The following is a 23,541-nucleotide window of genomic DNA, read 5'->3' as shown; positions in this document are numbered from 1 at the left end:
AAGGAGGGGACAGATGGAAACAGCAATCTATATTCAGAACGGCCAGACCGTATATGCTCCTGTGGTGGAAGGTGACATAACCTGGGAAACTGAGCGGAAAGGGCAGCCTGGAAAGCTTTCCTTCACGGTAATTGCGGACGATAAATTAAAGATAGAGGAAGGAAATGCCATACGGATGGATGTGGACGGTAAACCGGTGTTTTTTGGATTTTTATTTGAGCGATCGGGAAGCAGGGAGAGAGAGGTCAAAATCACTGCCTATGATCAGCTTAGATATCTGAAAAACTCAGATGACTACAGCTACACAAATCTGACGGCAGGAGAGTTGATAGCACAGATCGCAGGCGACTATTATCTGCAGACCGGAGAGCTGGAGGATACAGGATACAGGATTGAATCCCGAACGGAAAAAAATAAAACGCTTTTTGACATCATTTTAAACGCACTGGATCTGACCATGCTGGGAACAGGAAAGATGTTTATCCTGTATGACGACGTAGGAAAGCTGACTCTGAAAAGTATTGACAATATGAAGCTGAACCTGATGATTTGTGAGAAAACGGCTCAGGATTTTGATTATAAATCCGGTATTGACAGCAGCACCTACAACCAGATCGAACTGTACAGGGAAGATGATGAGACAAAAGAACGGGAAGTTCATATGGTCCAGGACATAGAGAATATTAAAAAATGGGGGATTCTGCGGAAATATGAATCTTTCGGGGAAAAGGTAAATGGGCGGCAGAAGGCGGAAGTTTCCCTTTCCCTGTATAACCGGCCGTCCAGAAGCCTCTCAATCAGGGATGCGTTCGGAGATATCAATGTGCGGGCAGGCTGCCTGATTCCTACATTTTTAAGAGTGGGGGATCAGAACCTCCAGAATTATATGTTAGTGGAGTCCGTGAAACATAAATTCAGCCAGGGATTTCATTCGATGGATTTAACACTGAAAGGAGCTGCTTTTAATGGCTGATACGGTATGGATTGATAACATGAGACAGATTATGATGAAGGCGGTGGATGCCGGAGAACCCTGTGATATCCTTCAGGGCGAGGTGGTTTCCGCTGCTCCGCCGGCGGTCCGGCTCAACCAGAAGATAACTTTGTCGGGACCGCAGCTTATTCTGCCGCAATATTTGACCGATCATACGGTAGATATGGACATTCCCGGAGTTGGAAGTGTGACGGTGACGGTTAAAGGCGCTTTGAAGACGGGAGACGTGGTTTTTATGCTTCAGAAAAGGGGCGGTCAGCAATATCTGATTATGGCACGCCGATGACGGAAAGGAGGAGGTTATGCTACCGGATTCGGGAAGTATATTGAAACAGGATTTTAAAATAATTGAACAGCCGTCTAAAACATACCGGTTTCAGGCGGAGAAGATTACGGGATATGCGGATGGGCTGGAGGTCGTAAGGCAGGCAATTTTCTGCATTTTAAATACAGAACGTTTTGATTACCTGATTTACAGTTGGAATTACGGAATTGAGCTGAAAGGACTATTTGGCAAACCGATGGGGCTCGTTAAGTCAAAATTAAAAAAAAGAATCAGGGAGGCATTGATGCAGGATGACAGAATCCGGGGCGTGGATGCTTTTTCCTTTGAAACCAGCGGCCGGAAATTGTCGGCCACTTTCCAGGTACACACAAAGTATGGCGATGTTGCGGCAGCAAAGGAGGTGAAAGTTTGATGTTTGAGGACACAACTTATGAAAAAATATTAAAACGCATGCTGGACAGGATACCCGAGTCCTTTGATAAACGCGAAGGCTCGATCTTGTATGATGCGCTGGCGCCGTCCGCAGCGGAGATGCAGATTCTATACATCAGCCTGGATAATGTGCTGCGGGAAGCGTTTGGAGACACGGCCGACCGGGAATTTCTGGTAAAGCGTGCCGCAGAATACGGCATTATTCCGAACAAAGCCCAGGCGGCCGAGTGGCGGGGCGTATTTTCTCCGGATGAAATCGAAGTGGAAACAGGAGAGCGGTTCAGCCGTGGAAAAATGAATTTCCGGGTAATGGAGAAGCTGGACGATGGGGGATACCGTCTTGTATGCGAGAGCGTTGGGGCAGCAGGCAATGACAGCGCCGGCGCCATGATTCCGATAAATTATATTGCGGGACTGGAACGGGCGCAGCTTTCGGAACTTCTTATTCCGGGAACGGATGAGGAGGATACGGAGGATTTCAGAAGCAGGTATCTGGCGGCGGTCCGTAAACCGTCCACCAGCGGTAACAGGTATGACTATTATAACTGGGCCATGGAGTGCAGCGGAGTGGGGGCGGCAAAGATTTTTCCCCTCTCAGACGGACCGGGAACCGTGAAGGTCTTGATTGCCAATGAGGAGCGAAAGGGGGCCGCCCCGGCGCTAATAAACTCTGTAAAGGAACATATTGAGGAACTCAGGCCGATCGGCGCCACGGTTACCGTGGCTTCGGCATCGGAAAAAGAAATACATGTGACGGCGGGAGTACGTCTGAAGAACGGCCTGTATCTGGGCTCGGTTCAGGATGCTTTAAGCAGAAGACTGAGCGAATACCTGGGGAGGAATGCATTTGAAATTTCTTATGTGAGCCTGGCAAAGGTGGGCAGTTTGCTGCTGGATGTCGAGGGCGTGGAGGACTTTTCAGATTTAATGCTTAATGGGGAGGCAGGGAACGTATTGCTTCAGAAGGAAGAAATCGCAATAGCCGGAACCGTAAGTCTGGAGGTGATGTAGTGGAGGTCAACCGATTTGAGGAGAAACTCAATAAAATTGATGGGAATAATTATGTAATTGAAGAGAAGGCGCTGTTATGCGAAGGCGTCTATAACGGAGAGCTGAAACATGACAACATAAATCCGGCGACACTGGCCGTCTTCACAGGCCCCCGGCTAACCGGGGACAGAATTCAGACCTATTCGGTATCAACTCCCAGTCTGACGCCCTGGAAGAGAGTCATTAAGGTTTTTGCCGATGTGCCGGAGGTGTATATCAGTTATGAGACTGACGGAGACACGGTGGAAGCAGAAGATATAAACCGGCTGCAGGAAGCCTTGTCAAAAACACAGACTGCGGTTAATTCGGAGACGGAACGGGCGGGCAGGGCCGAGGAAAAGTTGAAAGAGGAGCTTGACGCCGAGGCGGAACGGGCTAAGGATTCCGAAACAGAGACAGCCGGGCGGCTGTTAGAAGAAAGCGGCCGTGCGCGGCTGGCGGAGCGGGAACTTAAAGACGGCCTGGATACGGAAATAAAGCGGACCGGTGATGAAGAAGAGGATATAAAAAAGAAACTCCTTGCAGAGACAGGGAGGGCAGAAAACGCAGAACAGGTATTAAGAACAGGTCTTGCAGAGGAAACTGCGAGGGCAGAGGCGGCTGAGTCAGACAATGCGGCTAATCTGGCAGCAGAATCAAAGCGCTCTGAATCGGCGGAGAAAAAGCTGGCCGATGATCTGGAAGCGGAGATTTTGCGGGCATCGGGGGAGGAAGCAAAACTGCAGACCGGGATTCAGAATGAGATATCGCGGGCAGGAGCTGCGGAAGCTGCAATCAGGAATGCCATCTCATCCAAAGAGCCGAACTGGAATGACAAATATACCCGTAACGAGGTAGACAATAAGTTTGCAGCGCTGGAAACTGCGATTGACTGGAAAGAGGCGGTTAATACTTATGCGGATCTGAAAACCGTATATCCTGCGCCGGAAGACGGATGGACGGTCAATGTAAAGGATACCGACTACACATACCGCTGGAGCGGAACTGAATGGATCGCAATATCGGCAAATGCAATTCCAAAGGCAACGCAGAATGTGGACGGTCTGTTGAGCAGGGAAGATAAATCCGCTTACGATGAGGCTTACGGTAAACGGCATGTCCACACGAATCAATCCGCCCTGGACCGCTTGACGGATTCCCTGATGGCCAATTGGACGGATGCCTACGGCAAGCGCCATGAACATGTGAACAAGGCAGTAATCGACAAGGTCACCCAGACACTGATAGACAACTGGAATGCCGCATTTACCCATACTGGAAGTAAAAGCAATCCGCACGGTGTAACGAAGGCGCAGGCAGGTCTTGGAAATGTGCCGAACGTTGCGACAAATGATCAGACGCCGACTTTTACACAGGGAACCGCTCTGGAAAATATCACGAGCGGGGAGAAGTTAACCGCAATGTTAGGAAAAATTTCAAAGGCCGTTGCTGAATTAATTTCTCATAAGGCAGATTCTGTCTCCCACGTGACAGCTTCGGAGCGGATCGCATGGAATGATACGGATAAAAAGAAGCATACCCACGGCAACAAGGGAGTGATAGATAAGTTAACTCAGGCCATGCTCGATAAACTGGCGGGAATTGCCCCGGGAGCCGATGTAAACGTACAGGCAGACTGGAATACAACCGATGCGGTTTCGGATGCCTATATTAAGAATAAACCGGTATCCATGCCTGCGTCGGATGTGCCTTCATGGGCGAAAGCGACGTCAAAGCCGGCATACGGCTGGAACGAAATTACCGGAAAGCCGGGCAGCTACCCTCCTTCTTCACATACTCATATGAAGAGCCAGGTCACGGACATGCCGACGAAACTGTCCCAGTTTACGAATGATTCAGGCTTTTTAACATCGGCGGATATCGATACCAGCAAGAACCATACGCATGCTAATAAAACGGTACTGGATAAGGTTACGCAGGCGCTTTTCGATAACTGGAATACCGCGTTTACCCATAGCGGAAACAAAAGCAATCCGCACGGTGTAACGGCGTCGCAGGTAGGGGCGGCCGCTTCATCACATGCCCATTCTAAAAATCAAATTACAGACTTTCCATCTTCCATGCCCGCGTCCGATGTTTCGGCCTGGGCGAAAGCGGCGTCAAAGCCATCTTACGGCTGGACGGAGATTTCGGGAAAGCCCGGTGCATTTACTCCGGCAGCCCACAGTCACACGAGTCTGGAGGCGTCAAATATTACGGGACAGACGGTAGATGTAAACAGTTATAATTTATCGTCAGGAAGTCCTCAAATAAAGTTCTACTCTGAGAAGACGAGCGGCGGAGCAGCCAATATTACGAACATCCCTGTCGCCGGACAGCCGTTTTTATTAAAGGCGGAGAGCCTCAGATGGGCATCCGAAACGGATTATGTTTCAAAGCAGACATTTTTTTCGGCCTCGGCAAAAGCTGTTTATGAACGCTACTGTTCAAACGGAACCTGGTCTGCCTGGCTGCCGGTCGGCCGCTTTAATGCGGCGCCTGTTTCTGGACGCGTTCTTGTTTCAGACGGGACAGCCGGAGGAATCAAGTCATCCGCGTATACGATTGCCGCCTCGGTGCCGTCCGGAGCCAAGTTTACCGACACCGTATACACACATCCGAACAGCGGAGCGGCAGCCGGAACCTACCGGAGCGTAACCGTAAATGCCCAGGGACACGTGACGGCTGGAACAAATCCTACAACGTTGGCCGGATACGGAATTACAGATGCGGCTCCGAAGAGCCACAATCATGACGGCGCCTACATGCCGATGGGACCGTTTTCCTGGGCACAGATGCATGGCGATTACACCTGGAACCAGCTTAAGGGGGTGTAAATATGTATGGAGTTGAAAAATATGGTAAGTTAACGTATGCCCTGGAAGAATTAGAGCCGGAAATACAGGAGGAGTATTTTACAGACTTGTCGCTCTATGTGCCTCCCTTTATTTCTTCGATAAGAGAAATGAAAGAAATATACCAGACCCAGGGCAGGGAAACAGGACTGCTTCGGTACTATTTATACGATCTGCTGGCTCAGTGCTTTGTTTCTACTTCTTCCTGGGGAATTACGAGGTGGGAGGAACTGCTGGGAATTACGACTAATTTAAAGTTATCTTATGAACAGCGGCATGAAATTGTCCTGGCTAAAATAAGGGGCCAGGGGACGACAACAAAACAGATGCTCAAAAACACCGCAGAGTCATTCAGCAGGGGTGAAGTCGACGTGGTGGAGGACAGTGAGAATCATCGTTTTATTGTTCGCTTTATAGGCATTAAAGGAATACCCAGGAATATGCAGGCGTTTGTCGCCATGCTGGAAGATATTAAGCCTGCACACCTGGAATACAGGTTTGAATACACCTATACGACATGGAACAGTTTGAAAATCTTCACCTGGGATGAACTGCTGACGAAAACCTGGGATGAAATCAGGATTATGCGCGAAGTGGAGTATGAGAACGATGATTGGAAGAGCCTGGGGCTTTATACCTGGGATATGATTTACTGGAAAACATGGGAAGCAATTAAATAGGAGGTAATTTATGCAGTATACAACAAATTATAATTTGAAAAAACCGGAAGGTTCCGATCCGGTAAATATTCAGGACTTTAATGATAATGCGGACAGTCTGGATACAGAACTGAAGAAAAGAGTGGCGGTATCGGGCGGTGATATCTCAAATACAAAAATTGCAACAGCAGACAATATCACAACAGAATTTCCCGTCCCGTCCGCCGGAGATACGCCAAAAGCATTCCTCGGTAAGATGAAAAAGTTTGCGGAGGATTTTAAAAATCTGAAAACAGGACTTTTAACCGTTGGAATGTTGGTAAATAACTGTACTACGAACAATGCAAATCTGCCGTTGAGTGCGGCTCAGGGGAAGGTTTTGATGGATTTGTATACTCAGTTAAATGGCGATCTCATAATTGGAACAGATAAATTTCCACCGACTGATGTCGGAGTGCAGGAAATTACCGTCAATTTTCCAACACTTATGCGGGGGACACCAAAAGTATTTGCCACATGGAAAGACACTACTAATGCCTTTGCATATGTGGATGGACTGGTAATTACAGGGTCGTCATCTTCCGGATTCAAAATCGCTACAAATAGGCTGAAGCCATCTGAAAATTGGTGGTTTTGCTACATTGCCATATATAAATAGATAAATCTAAAATCGTAATTTAACGAAGAAAACCTTACGAAAAGTAGGGTGAGACAATCTCTTTTTTGGTATTGTATAGATATCAGGAAGGAGGTTTTTAAGTGTTAGAAGAAATGCTAATGAATGTTGTCCAGGCGATGAGTAATTGCCTGGACGAAGAACAACTGGATAAGCTGCAAAATGTGCTTTATATCCAGTTCCACGATAAAAAAATTGTGGAAGAAAAAAACGAGCTGCAGGCAACCGGAACGGACAGTGATACCGTTAAAATCAGACTGTTTGTTGCCAGTAAAAAAGTATCCGGCCGACAGAATAATACGCTGGCCCAGTATGTAAGGGAAATAAGCAACTGCCGAAGTGCCTTGAATAAAAACATTGAGGACATCACAACGATGGATTTGCGGTGGTACTTTGGTATGTTGCGGGAGCATAATAATATCAGTATGGTGACACTGCAGGGGAGGATGAGGTATCTTAACAGTTTCTGGACGTTTTTGCAAAAAGAAAACATGGTGGCCGAGAATCCAATCGCAAGAATAGAGTCATTACGCATTGAAAGTACTATAAAACAAGCCTTTTCAGCAAAGGAGATAGAGGCATTGAGGCTGTCCTGTACCCGTAGCCGGGACAGGGCATTAATCGAGTTTTTGTATGCAACAGGAGTCAGGGTAAGTGAATTATGTAGCTTGAAAGTGGGGGACATAGATTTATACAAACAAGAATTTAAAGTCATGGGTAAGGGAAGAAAAGAAAGGCATTTGTATGTATCAGATGTGGCGTGTTTCCACCTCTTCCGATATTTTAAAGATAGAATGGCAAGGGAAGGGCTGACGGCGGAAGAGCTGGCAGAAAGACCGTTATTTGCCGCTGTAAAAAAACCTTTTACAGGCATAACTGTAGCTGGTGTGCAGTACCTGGTCAAAACTTTGGGAAAAAGGGCAGGAGTTGGGAATGTGCATCCACATCGGTTCCGCCGAACGTTTGCTACAGACCTTTTAAATCGTGGCATGAGAATCGAAGAGGTCATGGTCTTAATGGGACATACAAAAATCGAGACAACACTAATTTACTGCAATATTAAGCAGGATAATGTTCGTGAATCTTACCGTAAATATGCCATATAAGAGGTGATGAAAAATAGTTTTTTCAGTCGGCTATGGGGCGGCTTATTTGTTGTACAAAAAAACTGGATAGGTGACATAAAAAATCCGAGGAGTGAAAAAGAGAGATAAAAAAGGGCAAAAATACGTAAGGTTTTGACGGTTAAATTACGATTTTGGTTTCAACTGGCTTGTTATTTTTTTCCCCTGAACTTCCATACTCCGGATGGTTCCCTATTGATAAAAATCGGATACTGAGAAGCGTTTTTTGAAAATGCAATTCCAATTCCCGATTCCCTATGTTTAAATACTACCCACCCCAATTCAGATCCAGTTTTTGTCTGACCAGAAAAAGTTGAATAATCGGATGCATTCAAAAAAGCATTTTCTAAATCTGTTCTTACTAATGTAGGAATGTCATCCGAAAGTTCCATAAGCAAAAAGCAGTCGCCATTTTATAGCGATGATTTTGACCAGGTCCCGTTATTTAGGGTAATACTGGCCACGGGGTTATAGTAATCGCTGTATATGACAGTGGCATATTCTTCACCTGCTCTGTGGGCGATACAAATCCCGGTTCCGGCCGGTCGTGCAATACCGATTTTCAACGTATTGTTTCTCATATTTGCGTGAATGGACTTCGCCATAGTGATAAGGTCAACTCCTATCCCCGTGGTGTCGTTATATAAAGCCTCAAGCGGGAAGGTGTTCCGAAACTCGCCATTTTACTGGGAGAGGAGTAGGCCATTACTTAGTTGTCCATCTCCACTTAAGGGATGCTTTGTCGTACTGACCAATAACAAGATCACTACCTGCCTGGCCGTAAGGAAACGCCAACATACCGGCACCCCAACCATCAGAAATTGCGATAAAAAACCATGTATATTCTAGGGGAAAATCAAATTCTGGAACAGCTTTTGTCATGATACCTATGCTCACTGGATTTTTTATAAGCCACTCCGTCGTTACGTTTGATGATCTATATGAGATTTTAGGTTCGCCATTTTGCAGTTATACGATATCACGGGTAGTAGCGATCCACCCGCCCCAATCACCGTAAAATTTACGGCGGAAATACATATTACCATCAAAAAATATTTGTACAATAAAGCCGTTTGCACCGAATACGGCCAAAGCTCCAGTAAAGTATTCCCCAGTATTTGGTGCATTGGAAATTTCTGTGGAGGTGTAATCTACTAAATAAAAAGCAGGAGTTAATATATTATTAAGATTGGTGTCTGGAATAAACTTTGTACATTTAAGACACTCGCCATTTACTTGTTGTTTTAGGAACCGATAAAGTTTATAGTGCTGCCGTCAGACATTGTGACAGTCAAGGTTTTGGATGATTTTATACAATTAAAAATAGCATTTCCTTCAGCGTCACCAACCCACGCAGATGTAGAACTACGGTCTGTTTTAGCAATGAAATTCAACTCGCCATTTTATTCATTGTTTGTCAGTTGCGCATAACGCAATTCACCAGTGTTTATGTTATACACATATAGGACATCGGGATATTTTTCATCATACCGCAAACTAAAAGGGGTATAGCCAGACTGGAAGGAGACTTTTCCTTGCAACTCGCCATTTAAGAGATATACCAGTCGGTAAAAGCAGCATCAGTATACTTACTCCTGAACGCGAGTTTTTGCCCGATAACAACCTGCATGACAGAGCTTCTAAAAGCGAGAGCAATTCCAAGGGTGTTAGATCCACATAAACTCGGGTAATTCTGGGCATTCGTTGAGCCTGGGCCTAACAATATCACATTCTGTTCCGGAATTAAACTGTTATAGTCAGTATCCCAAAAACCTCCGGTTACGTGGATTTTAAAATCTATCTCGCCATTTTACTGATTCCAAATGCCATTTGTACATGTCAATGTGATTTGAGGTACCTGTGCATAACTGATAAAACAAACAGCCCCGTATGTCCCTCCTGTGCTGTGTAAAACAAGTGCAGCATAATCAGAGCCACATCCAAGTTTTAGCGTATAAACGCCATCTGGGAGAGAGTTCCAGTGTTTTTTTATGGCGCTTATGGGATCATTTATGTATTCGGTGTCAAGTATGTTCCTGTTGACCTCGCCATTTAACTTCTGCTCCTGATGGCAAGCCAAAGAACTCTTGTGACTACCTCAGGAGGTTCCCCGGTCACTGGATCGACAGGATATATGTTAAATCCACTCGCTGTCAAACCAGCAACCGAATATATGGCTTTTCTGGTATTTGAGTAAACATTTGTTAAAAATACGTTATATCCAGAGTCTTTAAATGCAGTCGCAAAACTAATGCTACCCACTGTGTCACCAGCAGGTATTTCGACGTAACCGGTTTTTATCTCGCCATTTTATGGTTCACGGGCAAACAAAACACTGATGTAAATTGTACCGCTGTAACTAGATCCTCCCAGGTTATCTACGTATACTGTCACTTCTGAACCAGACGATATCCAACAGGCTCTTGGTATTATTTTAGCCTGACCCGTATCGGTAATAACCGCTAGAGCGGCTTTGTATCCTCCCGGTGTACTTATCGGGATGGTTGCCATACTGCTGCTACCACTTGCTATTGTAGTGACGCAACTAAATTTGGCCGTTTTAATATAGGTTCCCATCTCGCCATTTTATGCAGGGGTAACTTTTGTCCAACTGGTGCTGTCAGTGTAGGAATAGTAAGATACTGCTTCACGATTTGCCCAAACAATAGCATATGCATATAGATCGGACACTTTTGTAACGATAGCGGATGCACTTGCAGAGGATAGTGAAATATATGCTATTCTTGCAGTTCCATTTGGAATACTTCTACGCACTATTCCCAGGGCATTAGTCAATGTATCAGCACTAACCGACGTTTTCAACTCGCCATTTATCTGACTGGAACGGCAGCAATATTTGCGTAATAATTATAATTTCCATTTGCATACCCGAATCCATTTACGGAAATTATTACATCGGAATTGCATTCTATGAATAAATAATTTATATTTCCCCCTCCCTGATCCATAGATGTACGTACTGAATTACCGCCAACAACACGTCCCGCCGTCCCAGTTTTCACGCGTATAGTATTGCTCAAGGGGAAACTAGAATCAGATATAGTTACGCCTACGTATGCGATAATCAAATATGAATGCCTTGCCAAAAGTTTTATTGTTAATATTTCGTTTTCAATTCCTTTTACTGCATTAACCGACCCGGATGAGATTGTAATCTCGCCATTTTATAGCGCAGTCCAATCACTCCATGATGCGCCCTGATTATAGCGATACTCTGGTCTGGTAAGCCAATGACCGAATCGTATTTGTGCGCCATATAGTTTCCCGGAGGTAGTGACTGCGTATCCTATGTAAAAACGGTTTTGATAAGAATAAATCATATTCTGGGACAATCCTGGCGCTGAGTCCATATCAATATCACTTGGATAAGCAACAATTAATCTCTCGCCATTTTATAAGGGTGCAATGGTCGCAGAGTACCAGGTGATTTTGGTGACGTTATTTATTTGCAGACCGATTAAAAGCCTCCCTTCCGAGGAGACAGCCAGATAGTAGCAGTCTCCAGAAGCAGTACCATATCGGTCTCCAGCATTGGAAAATACACATCCCCATTCTCCAAAATATCCCGGAGTTGTTGGGGACACTGCAAACCTCTTTACGCTTTCGCCATTTTACTCCGTAACAGAGGGGACTTCTTATGCTTTATTGTCCGATAATTTCATCCATGCACTCCATGTGCCATTGTTTTTCATGCGATAAAAGACTCCGATTTGCGCTCCTCCGTTAGAGAAAACCATTTGCTGTTGATCTCCCTCGGATCTCTTCAGTGACAAGAGGGTTCCGTATGTAGTACCGGAGCCAATAATAAATCCACTGACAATATAAAATCCGGGTTTGAGATTATCAATGTTTTCATTTACTTGTATATTCCCTGGATTATTTATGCTTTCGCCATTTCCCTGTGCAAATAACACAGTCTTTTTGACATCCATGCAAATATAAATCTATCTTAAGAAAGCGAAAAAAGGAGCAGAAACTGAAGGTAGTATTTCTATAAATAAATTTTATATAACAATAGTATTTATCTGGATAACGTTAATATCTTTTTATATTTAATAGTAAGCCTTTCCATAACAGAATTAAGAAGACCAACATCCCTACTACCTATTCAGCGGGTAACACCCAACCCAACAACAGAAATAGAAAGCGAGGTATCAGAATGTGACGGACGAAGAAATTGCGGTAAAGCTGGAAGGACATGATCATGAAATTGGTTCCCTTAAACATAGGATGTCGGATCAGGAAGAACAAAACAAAACGATACAGGAACTGGTTTTATCCGTTAAGGAGTTGGCTCTCAATATGCAGGCGATGCTCAGGGAACAAAGTGACCAGGGGGAACGTCTGGCAAAATTGGAGTCGGAACCGGCAGAGCGGTGGAGCAGCATGAAAAAGACAGTTTTTAACACAATAGTTGGAGCTATGGCCGGAGCAGTTGCTACCGGCCTTATTTATATCATGGCTTTTTATACCAAATAAGTAATATTTAATAAAAAGTCAAATAAGCGAAATCAAATAAGAAAAATCAAATAAGAAAAATCAAATAAGAAAGTGAGACAAGCATATGGATTTTGGAATTGCAAGTGTTGCAGGTATCACCGTGATTTGTTATCTGGCCGGAATGGCCTGCAAGGCCACTGAAAAGGTAAAAAATGAGGCGATCCCAGTCATCTGCGGAGCAGCCGGGGCCGTTTTGGGACTCGCAGGGATGTATACGATGCCGGCATTTCCGGCGCAGGATCCGATCAATGCCCTGGCAATCGGAATTGTTTCCGGACTGGCGGCAACCGGTGTCAACCAGGCAGTCAAGCAGATTAAAGACTGCAAATAATAGAGAGCCGCGTTCCTCCATATTTCCCTCCAGAAGGAAATATGGGGGAACGATACATATGGTACTGTAACAACGAAAAGCACGCTTCGCGAACTTTTCATTGCCGATCAATAAAAATATGACCGGCCAGGACCAAGTCCGGTCGGTCATAAATGAGAGGGGAAAGTTATGCAGATACATCAATTACTTACACCATATAATTACAACTCCGGCCAGTTAAGCCGTATCAAGTATATCGTAATCCACTATGTAGGCGCCACCGGCGGAGCGGAGGCTAACTGTAAATATTATGCCGGCGGGCGCGTTGGGGCAAGCGCCCATTATTTTGTTGGTTTCCAGGGGGAGATTTGGCAGTCGGTAGAAGATAAGAATATTGCCTGGCACTGTGGTGCAAAAGTGTATAAACATCCGGAATGTCGGAACGGAAACAGCATTGGAATTGAACTTTGCGTGCGAAACAGAGGCAGTCAGGCAGATACCAGCCGGGACTGGTATTTTGAGGATAACACGGTAGAGTCAGCCACCATTCTTACCCGGGAACTGATGAAGAAATACCGGGTTCCGGCGGAATGTGTCCTCCGGCACTACGATGTTACGGGAAAAATCTGCCCAAACCCATTTGTTTATAACCATACGAAACACACATGGGAGGCATTTAAAACAGCTCTGGCAGCCCCTGAACCGGCCATCACAGGCTGGGAACGCGGCACCCAGGGAAAATACCGCTACCGTAAACCCGACGGTCAATATGCCGCCAATGAGTGGCAGTTGATCAACCATCACTGGTATATGTTTGCTGCCGACGGACACATGCTGACAGGATGGCAGAAATGGAACGGAAGAGTAATATCCCGTGAGGAACCGGGTGACTGGTATTACTTTGACGAGACGCCGGGAGGCAGCCTGGAAGGAGCATGCTGGCATGAGCGGCCGGGAGGATATGGGGCCTGGGAGATCTGGGAAGTCAAATAAGAATCTAGGAGCCGTCACAAACCGCCGGCCGAGTACCTCATAAAGATAAATTGCAGAAATAAGCAGATTATTATCGTAGTTTAGCGTAATCCTCGGCAAACGATATAGATTGGATAAACAGTAAATGTACATAGATTTAAATGAACAGCTAAACATGAAAGTGCAGAACAATCAGCGATGCTTCTCAAAAGAACCGGTAGGAACTTCGTCTTGCAATTCATAATGAACGGGTAGTAAATATAACCGGAGTGTGATATAATGATCCAATTGTTTATAAACACATCTGTGGAGGAGAAAAATGAAGAAAATAACAGGACTTATGGCAGTAGTTATGCTGGCGGTTATGCTGGCAGCGTGTGGCGGCAGTAAGAAAGATGGGAGAGTGCTTGGCGATATCATTCAGGTCTATGCGGATAACGATATTGAGGTAGATGAGAATGATAAACCTTACTTCCAGATGATTGGAGCCAAAGATGGAGTAATCTTTTACATTGATACTTCCGTTGTAAAAATCTACGAATATGAATCGGAGAAAAGTCTGAGCGAAGCACAGGAGACTTACAAGGATGTAGTAAAAGACTGGCCTGTGAACGGTAAATTTTTATTAGAAACAAGCAATGAAAAGGCAATTGAAATATTTAACGGAATTGAACAGCCATAAAATATCAGCGCAAAAGCGCCCCGCAGCACCTTCAACAGGAGGCTGCGGGGCGCTTTTTGCGTTGCCGGAAACACCTCACATGGTTCATAAAAAGTTTTTCTCCCTGTTATTTTAGAATTTTCCCATTCATTTTTCCTATCTAATAAACAGGAGGTTTGACTTTTGCCCCAATGCCTTATATAATATATAAGCTGTAGTTTTACTACACAATCAGGCAGCCAGTGCCTGAAGGAGGAAATTATGATAATCGAATACTGGAGTAAAGTCAAATCCTTTGTAAAATGGCTGATCCCATTTTGCGTAGCTTTATTTTTGCTGCTTGGCTGCAGTCCTGTCAATACGCAGGAAAGCCAGGCGGACAAGCCGGTAAACCAGGAGCAGGTGGAGGGAATACAGTCCTCTGCTCTGCCGGTTGAGGAGAACGGCAGTTATACCAGTAAGGAAGATGTGGCTCTCTATATTCATATTTATGGAAAGCTGCCCGAGAATTTTATTACGAAAAAAGAAGCAGAGGCCGCCGGATGGGTAAGCCGGGAAGGCAACCTGCCGGATGTGGCTCCCGGAAAGAGCATCGGAGGAAGTCCTTTTGGCAATTACGAGGGCAGTCTTCCTGAAAAAGACGGCCGGGAGTGGTACGAATGCGATATAAATTATGACGGCGGATTCCGCGGAGCGGAACGTATCGTTTATTCCAATGACGGCCTGATTTATTATACGGCCGACCATTACAAAACATTTGAACAGCTTTATTGACGGCAAATGCCCCAAGACTGCTTACAATTAGAAAAGTACAGGAGGAGACGAAAAATGAGACTTTTACTTCTGGATATGAATGAGATGGAAAATGAAGAAGCTGTCCACAACTACCTGATGGAGCAGCTTGAATTTCCGGAGCATTATGGAAAGAACCTGGATGCTCTGTCCGATATGCTGACGGACGGCCTGGTGGAAAATATATGTGTGGAAATGGTGCGCTGTACGGAGCTCAATGCTCCGCTGAAGGAATTTGAGCCGAAACTTGAAAAGGTTTTTGAGAATGCGGCCCAGACTGTTGAAGAGAAGGATGGGAAGTTCTATGCAGTATTTGCAGATTTTGAACCCCTGGATTCCTCATCCATGTGGTGATGAGACGGCGGAAGAATTTATCCGGATCCCATTAGAAATAATCCGTTCCGCCAGGCGGACGATGGCTCTTCAAATTGCACAGGACGGACATGTTGTTATGCGGCTGCCCCGAAGAGTGCCGGAAAAAGAAGCGCTGGATTTTGCAATGCGCAATGAGATATGGATTGGAAAAAATTACCGGAAAGTGACGGAACTTAAAAGGGAACGGCCGGTATACGGTGAAGAGGAAATACGTGCCCATATAGAGAAGCTGCGCCCGGTGCTGGAACACCGGGTTTCTTATTATGCATCCCTTATGGGAGTGGATTATGGAAGAATTACAATCCGAAACCAGAAGACGAGATGGGGAAGCTGCAGTTCGGCCGGTAACCTGAATTTTAACTGGCGTCTTGCACTTATTTCGGATGAACTGCTTGATTATGTGGTGGTCCATGAACTCGCTCACCGGCTGGAGATGAACCATTCGGCCGCCTTCTGGAAGATTGTGGCACACATTCTCCCTGATTATAAGGAGAGAAGGAAACTCCTGAAAGAGTACAGAATATAGGGCGAAGCAGGATAGCCGCGGCACTGCGGCAGTATACAGACGAAAGGCAGAGAAGACAGATGGCAGAAGAAATCTGGATGGTACAGACGAAAAAAGCTGATTTTACCGGAATTGCAAAGCAGTTCGGCATTGATCCGGTAACGGCCAGGATCATCAGAAACCGGGGAATTGAAGGGGAAAATAATATTAACCGGTATCTGAACGGGACAATGGATGCATTATACGATCCCAGACTTATGAAGGATATGGATAAGGCCGTCGCTATTCTCAAAGAGAAGATAAACAGTAAAAAGAAGATTCGTATTGTGGGCGATTACGATATAGACGGAGTCTGCTCCACCTACATATTATATAATGCGTTCCTGCGCCTCGGCGCTCCGGTGGATTATGATATCCCGGACCGTATCAGGGACGGGTATGGAATTAATGAGTCGATTATAGAAAAAGCGGCGGAACAGGGAATCGATACGATTCTCACCTGTGACAATGGAATTTCCGCTTTTTCCCAGATTGAACTGGCAAAACAGAAAGGGATGACCGTGATTGTCACGGATCATCATGAAGTGCCCCTGGGGGACGACGGAGAGGTTCTGCCTCCGGCCGATGCGGTGATCGATCCGAAACGGTCGGAATGCAATTATCCGTTTCCTGAGATTTGCGGAGCGGTAGTTGCCTGGAAACTGGTTCAGGTGCTTTACGGGGAGTGCGGCGTACCGCAGAAGGAATGGGAAGAGCTGCTTGAATTCGCCGCTATTGCCACGGTCGGTGATGTCATGCGCCTGCAGGATGAAAACAGGATCATTGTAAAGTACGGCCTGAGAAGAATGGAACAGACAAAGAGCATCGGACTTCGGAAACTGGCCGGGAAAAACAACCTGGATTTATCCCAGATCACCGCGTACCATATTGGTTTTGTAATCGGTCCCTGCCTGAATGCAGGAGGCAGGCTGCAGACGGCCAAACTGGCGCTGTCTCTGCTGCTTTCCCGGGATGAGGAGGAAGCGGACCGCCTGGCGACGGAGTTAAAAGAACTCAATGATATGCGTAAAGATATGACGGAGCAGGGGACGGAAGCGGCAAAAGTCATGGTGGATTCCTGTTATATGCAGGATAAGGTTCTGGTGGTATACCTTCCGGAGTGCCACGAATCGCTCGCGGGAATTATAGCGGGACGCCTGCGAGAACATTACCAGAAACCTTCCATTGTCCTGACACAGGGCGAGGAGGCGGTTAAAGGATCCGGGCGCTCCATAGAAAGCTACCATATGTTCCAGAAACTGTCGGAGGTGAAAGAACTGATGCTGAAATTCGGAGGCCATCCGATGGCAGCAGGACTTTCCCTGGAAGAGCAGAACATAGACGAGTTCAGAAAACGGCTGAATGAAAACTCCGGGCTCTGTGAGGAAGACTTTAAAGCAAAGGTCTGGATCGATGTTCCGATGCCAGTGGATTATATGACAGAGCGACTGATAAGGGAATTCCGGTGTCTTGAGCCATTCGGACAGGGCAACGAAAAGCCGATGTTTGCCCAGAAAAACCTGAGAGTCAGAAACGCCAGGGTAATTGGCAGGAACAGAAATGTGGTAAAACTGACTCTGGAGGAACAGAGTGGTTTTGCAATGGAGGCCATTTATTTTGGGGATGGGGTTTCTTTTGAGGAAGAGAGAAACGGACGCAGGGGCATGGACATTGTTTACTACCCGGAAATAAACGAATATAACGGAAATAAAACACTGCAGGCAGTGGTGAGAAGATATAAATTCCACTGACCGCGTTTTAGGGACAGAGCAGGTCTTAAAGACAGGGAGAGAAGGCTATGATTGAGCGTAAAAATGTTATGCCGGTCAATTTCCTGAAAAAAGAAAATTTTACCGGCAGTGATACCGGAATGCGGTACCGCATGGAAAAATCGTCGAAAGAGGAAGAAACGGTCCTGAAAGTTACGTCTTGGCCGGAGCCATACGGCTACGACGCCACGCCGGAGGAGCAGAAGACGAGCGAGTATTTTCCCTTTACCGAGGAGGGAATTGTGAGCGGAGTCGAATGGCTGAACACCCAGCACGAAAAATACCAATAGACTCCCACAGCGGGGGGATGGTATAATCATCAAATGGACATTATACCATGCGCATATCGGTCAAAAATGTTTTAACAGAGTAAGGAAAAGTAGAAAAATGAGTTGGAAAAGAGCATACAGGGAAGGGCTGAAAAGCGGCATTCCCATTGGAATGGGATATCTTCCCGTATCATTTACATTTGGTTTTCTGGCGGTTTCAGGGGGACTGCCCGTATGGGTGGCCGTGATGATTTCCCTGACCAACTTAACGAGTGCGGGACAATTCGCGGGAACTAATCTGATCCTGGCCGGAGCCGGATATTTTGAGGTTGCGCTGACCACATTTGTTATTAACATCAGGTATATGCTGATGTCCCTTTCCCTGTCTCAGAAACTGGAAAGGACGACAGGGACCCTTGACAGGCTGATTCTGGCATTCGGGATTACGGACGAGACGTTTGTCGTCAGCTCCCTGAAGGAAGGGAACTTAAAAGCGCCTTTTATGTTCGGTTTGATGACAATGCCCATACTGGGCTGGAATCTGGGGACACTTTTGGGCGGCTCGATATCCACCCTGCTTCCCCAGGCTCTGCAGAATGCGATGGGGATTGCGCTTTACGCCATGTTTATCGCGCTGATTATTCCGGCGGCCAGAAAGTCCATGGCCGTATTGTGTGTGATTGTGGCCGCGGTCGCAGTGACTTGCATCCTGAAATATATTCCCGTGTTTGGATTCATCTCATCGGGGTTCCGGGTGATATTGGCCACGGTGGCGGCTTCTGCTTTGGGAGCCTGGCTGTTCCCGGGACAACCGGAAGACTGTGAAGAGAGGGGGAATGACTGATGGAACTCACAAGAGTAGTAATATGTGTTATCCTGATGGCGCTTGTCACTTATATTCCCAGAGTCCTTCCGGTGACGATTTTCAGAAAACAGATTAAATCCAGATTTATACGGTCCTTTCTGGATTATACACCTTATGCGGTGCTGGGGGCTTTGACCTTCCCCGATGTGTTTTTTTCAACCGGCCATTTTTATTCGGCGGCGGGAGGAACACTGGTGGCAGTGATACTCGGCTACAGGGGAAAGAGCCTGGTGGTAGTCGCCGTGGCCGCTATTATTGCAGTTTATCTGCTGGAACTGGTCGCAACAGGAATGGTGTTATGACCGCGGGATGAATATATCCTAGGCATTACAGTTGAAATGAGGACAGAATGATTACGTTAAGAGGGGCTGAAGTTTCAGCAAAATTGAAAGTACAGGTGGAAGAGCTTCTTGAAAAACTGGGAAGAGTTCCGCAACTGGCCATTGTCAGGGTTGGCGACAGCCCGGATGATATTTCCTATGAGACGGGAGCCGTAAAGAAGATGCACGCCTTTGGACTCAAAGTGGAAAAATTTGTTTTTCCCGGGGAAATCAGTGACAGGGAGTTTAAAAAGGAGTTCAAAAAGATTAATGAAGACGGCGGCATCGATGGAATTCTTGTAATGCGTCCCCTTCCGCCTCAGATTATCCAGGAGGATATTGAGAGGATGATCGATCCGATGAAGGATTTGGACGGCATTTCCCCTGTCAATATTGCGAAGGTGTTCAGCGGAGACAGCACCGGTTTTGCGCCATGTACGGCGGAAGCGGTGATGAATGTGCTGAAGCTCTACGGAATCCCCGTGGTGGGAAAAAGAACGGTAGTGGTGGGCAGGAGCATGGTGGTAGGACGCCCGCTTGCCATGCTTTTGCTTCAGGAAAATGCAACGGTAACGGTCTGTCATACGAAAACGCTGGAACTGCAGGATATCTGCCGGAGGGCGGAAATCCTTGTCACCTGTGCCGGCAGTGCGAGGATGATCGATGAAAGCTATGTGCAGGAGGGAGCGGTAGTCATTGACGTTGGAATTAACGTGGATGAGGGCGGGCACCTGTGCGGGGACGTGGATTTTGATGCAATTAGTTCTGTAGCCGCCTGCGCAACTCCCGTGCCCGGAGGCATCGGCAATGTGACGACGGCCGTACTGGCGCGGCGTCTCGTGAGCGCGGCCCTGGCCCAGGAAGAGGCCGGGAGAGCGGGAAATAAATGGTAAGAATATTTTCAGAAATAAGATATGGAAAGTTAAGGTAAAAGAAACACATCCCTTTGCCCTTTCAGTTATAATGGATATAGCTGGAAGGCGGGGATGTTTTTTAATTCACAGGAAATTACGTCCTATGAATCAAAAAACGGCGCGCTCGGCCGGTTTTATGGGATTCACTCACAGCGGCAGTCCCCGGGAGCTTTCAGCAAGAAGAGGAGGAAACTATTATGAAGAATTTAAAAGCAGGGCTGGCGGCCGTTCTTATTTCCGCAGGGGCCCTTTCTCTTACGGCTTGTGGAAGCACGACGATGCCGGAGTCAATTAAGGTTCAGAATATCGACAGCAATGTGATAAGCGTAAGCAGCAGGGAGCAGGTGAAAGTGGAGCCTGATATGGCAGAGATTATTTACAGCGTATATTCCCAGGCGTCGGACGCTCAGACGTGCCAGACACAGAATAATTCGGATCTGCAGAAGGTGCTTGATCTGTTAAAAGAGCTGGGAGTGGAAGAAAAATCGATTCAGACCTCCAATTACGGAATGAGCCCCATTTATAACTGGGAAGACGGAAAGACCGTCAGCGGATATGAGATGACCACCCAGGTAACGGTTTCCAATATAGCGATTGACCGGGTAGGGCAGCTTCTCTCCGATTCCGTGGATGCGGGCGTAAATTCAATTGATGCGGTCAACTATATGTCCAGTAAATATGATGAGGCGTACCAGGAAGCTCTTGCAAAAGCTGTTAATGCCGCAAAGGTAAAGGCGCAGGCGATGGCGGATGCGGGCGGATGCATGCTGGGCAAGATTGTCAATATACAGGAATACGGCAATAACCAGGTGGCGCGCTATAACGGATATTCAGCCGGAGCAGGTGCGGCGGCCAAAGAGTCAGGTGCGATGGATATGGGCGTTATGCCTGGTGAAGTTGAAATCGAAGCAAATATTGCGGTAGAATTTTCGATTGAATAAGTATAAAACCTCCGCGTCTATGAGATACTAAGCGATATCGAATAGAATGCGGAGGTTTTATTTATGTGGGGAATAATCATTGCCCTGGTTTCCGGCGCTTTGATGAGTGTGCAGGGAGTTTTTAACACAGAGGTGACAAAACAGACAAGTATATGGGTATCCTCGGGCTGGGTTCAGTTCAGCGCCCTTATCGCCTGTATCATTATGTGGTTCTTCACAGGCCGTGGCGAGGTGGGCGGGCTGTTTCAGGTAGAACCGAAATATATGCTTGTCGGAGGTATCATGGGAGCCCTGATTACCTATACGGTTATCAAGAGTGTGGGAACCTTGGGACCGGCAAAATCGGCTCTTCTGATCGTAGTGGCACAGATAATTGTGGCTTACGGCATTGAAGTAATGGGACTTTTCGGCGTGGAGAAGGTTGGATTTGAGTGGAGAAAGGCCATCGGCGCCCTGATTGCCATTGCAGGTATTGTAGTATTCCGATGGTAGCGGAACAAATTCTTTCATTTTTCGCTTGTGTTCGGTAAATTATTTAGTTAGAATAGAAATACGGGCAAAGCAGTATCTTCCGGAATGAACGGGAGGTACATTACATATGAAAAAAGAAGCAGCACGAATGATAAAAACAGCGGTTGCCGGCATAGCGATGCTGGCGGCGGTCATATGCTACAATGTGGGATGGAATAGCAGCGCCGGAACAACGGAGCTTGCGTGCAGCGGTTATCAGGATAGCGGCGCCTCGGCGGAGAATGATGTGGGAATTGCCGGCAATGCCGCGAAGAAATCCGGGGATGCCGTAGAAATCGCTGATAAAACCGCGGCAGGAGACCAGGATGCGGCGCCGAAGGCAGTACGTGAGCCGGATGACGGCGGGCGGAATCCGGCGGCAGAGGCAAAGTCCTCCCAACCGGGAACAGTATCAGAAGATGACGGGACGGCAGGCGGAACAACCGGCCGGATTTTTATACATGTGTGCGGTGAAGTAACGGTTCCGGGAGTATATGACCTGGAAGAGGGAAGCCGCATTTACCAGGCCATTGACATGGCTGGAGGTTTTACCGAAGATGCGGCGCAGGATTTTCTCAATATGGCGGAGTCCTTGGAAGACGGCATGAAGATCCAGGTTCCGAACCGGAAAGAAGCCGGGGAGTGGGACAGCCGGAAGGCAGTCACATATCCGGAATATCCGGAGTCAACCGGGCGGACGCAGGAGAAAGAGGCAGCCGGTGCAGGAGGTTTCCAGGAACGGAGTAATAGTAATACCGGGACGGCGAAAGTGAACCTGAATACGGCGGCGAAGGAACAGCTGATGACCCTGAAAGGGATCGGTGAGGCAAGGGCGGAGGCGATAATCGCTTACCGTCAGGAGTCCGGCCCATTTACAAGAATCGAAGATATCATGGAGGTTTCCGGGATTAAGGAAGCCGCTTTTCAGAAGATAAAAGAAGACATCACGGTGTGAAGTATAAGTATGAGGTGGAAGTATGGCAAAAGTGTTAGTTGTGGATGACGAAAAACTGATTGTAAAAGGAATCAGATTCAGTTTAGAGCAGGATGGAATGGAAGTGGACTGTGCCTATGACGGAGAGGAAGCAATCCGGATGGCAAAGGAGACGGAGTACGATATTGTACTTCTGGATGTGATGCTGCCGAAGTTTGACGGATTTGAAGTCTGCCAGGCAGTCCGGGAATTTTCCGAGGTGCCGATTATCATGGTTACGGCCAAAGGCGGAGACATGGATAAGATTCTCGGCCTGGAATACGGTGCGGACGACTATATAACAAAGCCGTTTAACATTCTGGAAGTAAAGGCCAGGATCAAGGCGATTATGAGGCGTAATGCCAAGAAGTCAAAGAAGGAAGAGCAGAGCAGCGGCAAGGTAATCCAGGCGGCGGATTTAAAACTGGATACGGACAGCAGACGCGTTTTCATCGGAGAGAAGGAAATCAATCTGACGGCCAAAGAATTCGACCTTTTAGAGCTTTTTGTCTGCAATCCCAATAAAGTTTACAGCAGGGAAGAGCTGCTGCGCTTTGTTTGGGGAAATAAGGCGGCCGCCGGAGGCGATGTGCGTACGGTGGATGTACATGTAAGGCGTCTGAGAGAAAAGATTGAACCAAGTCCCAGTGAACCGAAGTATGTTCATACAAAATGGGGAGTGGGGTATTATTTCAGAGCTTAGCGGTTCAGAACATAGAGAGCAGGGCAGGCGTGTTCGACGGTCTGTCC

27 protein-coding genes are annotated in these 23,541 nt (G+C 46.7%); 24 read left to right on the top strand and 3 right to left on the bottom strand.

Features of this window, described 5'->3' with window-relative positions; all coding sequences use genetic code 11:
* Positions 1-13 precede the first annotated feature (13 nt).
* From QZT18_RS04195 to QZT18_RS04160, 8 genes are all read left to right on the top strand, one after another.
* Positions 14-973, top strand: coding sequence for a hydrolase (locus QZT18_RS04195; protein WP_294144876.1), 960 nt, complete (start codon positions 14-16; stop codon positions 971-973).
* Positions 966-1,280, top strand: a complete 315-nt coding sequence (locus tag QZT18_RS04190) for a DUF2577 domain-containing protein (protein WP_294144874.1) — start codon at positions 966-968, stop codon at positions 1,278-1,280. Before QZT18_RS04195 ends, QZT18_RS04190 begins: the two co-directional genes overlap by 8 nt.
* A 16-nt stretch (positions 1,281-1,296) precedes the next feature.
* On the top strand, positions 1,297-1,692 hold the full coding sequence (locus QZT18_RS04185; protein WP_294144871.1) for a DUF2634 domain-containing protein: 396 nt from the start codon (positions 1,297-1,299) through the stop codon (positions 1,690-1,692).
* Positions 1,692-2,723, top strand: a complete 1,032-nt coding sequence (locus QZT18_RS04180; protein ID WP_294144869.1) for a baseplate J/gp47 family protein — start codon at positions 1,692-1,694, stop codon at positions 2,721-2,723. Before QZT18_RS04185 ends, QZT18_RS04180 begins: the two co-directional genes overlap by 1 nt.
* The gene (locus QZT18_RS04175) at positions 2,723-5,578 is read left to right on the top strand and encodes a hypothetical protein (protein ID WP_294144867.1); all 2,856 of its coding nucleotides are present in this window, start codon (positions 2,723-2,725) and stop codon (positions 5,576-5,578) included. Before QZT18_RS04180 ends, QZT18_RS04175 begins: the two co-directional genes overlap by 1 nt.
* Positions 5,579-5,580: 2 nt before the next feature.
* Complete coding sequence (locus tag QZT18_RS04170) at positions 5,581-6,276, top strand: putative phage tail protein (protein ID WP_294144865.1); 696 nt, start codon at positions 5,581-5,583, stop codon at positions 6,274-6,276.
* 10 nt (positions 6,277-6,286) lie between these two features.
* Complete coding sequence (locus QZT18_RS04165) at positions 6,287-6,913, top strand: hypothetical protein (RefSeq protein WP_294144864.1); 627 nt, start codon at positions 6,287-6,289, stop codon at positions 6,911-6,913.
* 101 nt (positions 6,914-7,014) lie between these two features.
* The gene (locus QZT18_RS04160) at positions 7,015-8,037 is read left to right on the top strand and encodes a tyrosine-type recombinase/integrase (protein WP_294144862.1); all 1,023 of its coding nucleotides are present in this window, start codon (positions 7,015-7,017) and stop codon (positions 8,035-8,037) included.
* A 170-nt stretch (positions 8,038-8,207) separates the two neighbouring features.
* Here QZT18_RS04160 and QZT18_RS04155 read toward each other — a convergent pair whose 3' ends face one another.
* The 3 genes from QZT18_RS04155 to QZT18_RS04145 form a co-directional block, all read right to left on the bottom strand.
* Complete coding sequence (locus tag QZT18_RS04155; protein WP_294144860.1) at positions 8,208-8,447, bottom strand: hypothetical protein; 240 nt, start codon at positions 8,445-8,447, stop codon at positions 8,208-8,210.
* 313 nt (positions 8,448-8,760) lie between these two features.
* Positions 8,761-8,937: a hypothetical protein gene (locus tag QZT18_RS04150; protein WP_294144858.1), complete on the bottom strand. Its 177-nt coding sequence runs from the start codon at positions 8,935-8,937 to the stop codon at positions 8,761-8,763.
* Between the two features lie 2,774 nt (positions 8,938-11,711).
* Entirely contained in the window at positions 11,712-11,990 is a 279-nt protein-coding gene (locus tag QZT18_RS04145; protein WP_294144856.1) for a pyocin knob domain-containing protein, read from the bottom strand.
* 247 nt (positions 11,991-12,237) lie between these two features.
* Between QZT18_RS04145 and QZT18_RS04140 the strand changes: the two genes are divergently transcribed.
* The 16 genes from QZT18_RS04140 to QZT18_RS04065 all read left to right on the top strand — a co-directional run bounded on the left by QZT18_RS04140 (position 12,238) and on the right by QZT18_RS04065 (position 23,494).
* Positions 12,238-12,555, top strand: a complete 318-nt coding sequence (locus QZT18_RS04140) for a hypothetical protein (RefSeq protein WP_227031719.1) — start codon at positions 12,238-12,240, stop codon at positions 12,553-12,555.
* Between the two features lie 85 nt (positions 12,556-12,640).
* The gene (locus QZT18_RS04135; RefSeq protein WP_294144849.1) at positions 12,641-12,907 is read left to right on the top strand and encodes a phage holin family protein; all 267 of its coding nucleotides are present in this window, start codon (positions 12,641-12,643) and stop codon (positions 12,905-12,907) included.
* A 168-nt stretch (positions 12,908-13,075) separates the two neighbouring features.
* Complete coding sequence (locus QZT18_RS04130; protein ID WP_294144848.1) at positions 13,076-13,879, top strand: N-acetylmuramoyl-L-alanine amidase family protein; 804 nt, start codon at positions 13,076-13,078, stop codon at positions 13,877-13,879.
* A 298-nt stretch (positions 13,880-14,177) separates the two neighbouring features.
* Complete coding sequence (locus tag QZT18_RS04125) at positions 14,178-14,540, top strand: lipoprotein (RefSeq protein ID WP_294144847.1); 363 nt, start codon at positions 14,178-14,180, stop codon at positions 14,538-14,540.
* Between the two features lie 240 nt (positions 14,541-14,780).
* A complete protein-coding gene (locus QZT18_RS04120) occupies positions 14,781-15,293 on the top strand; it encodes a ribonuclease domain-containing protein (protein WP_294144846.1) in 513 nt (170 codons plus the stop codon).
* A 54-nt stretch (positions 15,294-15,347) separates the two neighbouring features.
* Positions 15,348-15,665: a barstar family protein gene (locus tag QZT18_RS04115; protein WP_294144845.1), complete on the top strand. Its 318-nt coding sequence runs from the start codon at positions 15,348-15,350 to the stop codon at positions 15,663-15,665.
* Positions 15,616-16,212: a M48 family metallopeptidase gene (locus QZT18_RS04110; RefSeq protein ID WP_294144844.1), complete on the top strand. Its 597-nt coding sequence runs from the start codon at positions 15,616-15,618 to the stop codon at positions 16,210-16,212. The genes QZT18_RS04115 and QZT18_RS04110 overlap by 50 nt, the downstream gene beginning before the upstream one ends.
* 59 nt (positions 16,213-16,271) lie before the next feature.
* Positions 16,272-17,981, top strand: coding sequence for a single-stranded-DNA-specific exonuclease RecJ (recJ, locus tag QZT18_RS04105; protein WP_294144842.1), 1,710 nt, complete (start codon positions 16,272-16,274; stop codon positions 17,979-17,981).
* A gap of 47 nt (positions 17,982-18,028) precedes the next feature.
* Positions 18,029-18,289, top strand: coding sequence for a hypothetical protein (locus QZT18_RS04100; protein ID WP_125144399.1), 261 nt, complete (start codon positions 18,029-18,031; stop codon positions 18,287-18,289).
* A 97-nt stretch (positions 18,290-18,386) separates the two neighbouring features.
* Positions 18,387-19,112, top strand: a complete 726-nt coding sequence (locus QZT18_RS04095) for an AzlC family ABC transporter permease (RefSeq protein WP_294144834.1) — start codon at positions 18,387-18,389, stop codon at positions 19,110-19,112.
* The gene (locus QZT18_RS04090) at positions 19,112-19,435 is read left to right on the top strand and encodes an AzlD domain-containing protein (protein ID WP_294144832.1); all 324 of its coding nucleotides are present in this window, start codon (positions 19,112-19,114) and stop codon (positions 19,433-19,435) included. Before QZT18_RS04095 ends, QZT18_RS04090 begins: the two co-directional genes overlap by 1 nt.
* Before the next feature lie 47 nt (positions 19,436-19,482).
* Positions 19,483-20,346: a bifunctional 5,10-methylenetetrahydrofolate dehydrogenase/5,10-methenyltetrahydrofolate cyclohydrolase gene (locus QZT18_RS04085; protein ID WP_294144831.1), complete on the top strand. Its 864-nt coding sequence runs from the start codon at positions 19,483-19,485 to the stop codon at positions 20,344-20,346.
* 218 nt (positions 20,347-20,564) lie between these two features.
* Positions 20,565-21,308, top strand: coding sequence for an SIMPL domain-containing protein (locus QZT18_RS04080; protein WP_294144829.1), 744 nt, complete (start codon positions 20,565-20,567; stop codon positions 21,306-21,308).
* Between the two features lie 63 nt (positions 21,309-21,371).
* Positions 21,372-21,800, top strand: a complete 429-nt coding sequence (locus QZT18_RS04075) for a DMT family transporter (RefSeq protein ID WP_227031696.1) — start codon at positions 21,372-21,374, stop codon at positions 21,798-21,800.
* A 106-nt stretch (positions 21,801-21,906) separates the two neighbouring features.
* Positions 21,907-22,773 (top strand): helix-hairpin-helix domain-containing protein, encoded by an 867-nt coding sequence (locus QZT18_RS04070; protein WP_294144821.1) that lies wholly within the window; start codon positions 21,907-21,909, stop codon positions 22,771-22,773.
* A 22-nt stretch (positions 22,774-22,795) separates the two neighbouring features.
* Positions 22,796-23,494 carry a response regulator transcription factor gene (locus tag QZT18_RS04065; RefSeq protein ID WP_294144819.1) on the top strand — a complete coding sequence of 233 codons (699 nt, stop codon included), beginning with the start codon at positions 22,796-22,798 and terminating at the stop codon, positions 23,492-23,494.
* Positions 23,495-23,541: the final 47 nt, after the last annotated feature.

This window comes from uncultured Clostridium sp., assembly GCF_900547735.1.
Lineage (GTDB): Bacteria > Bacillota > Clostridia > Lachnospirales > Lachnospiraceae > Otoolea.
This window is presented reverse-complemented; position numbering and strand designations above follow the sequence as displayed.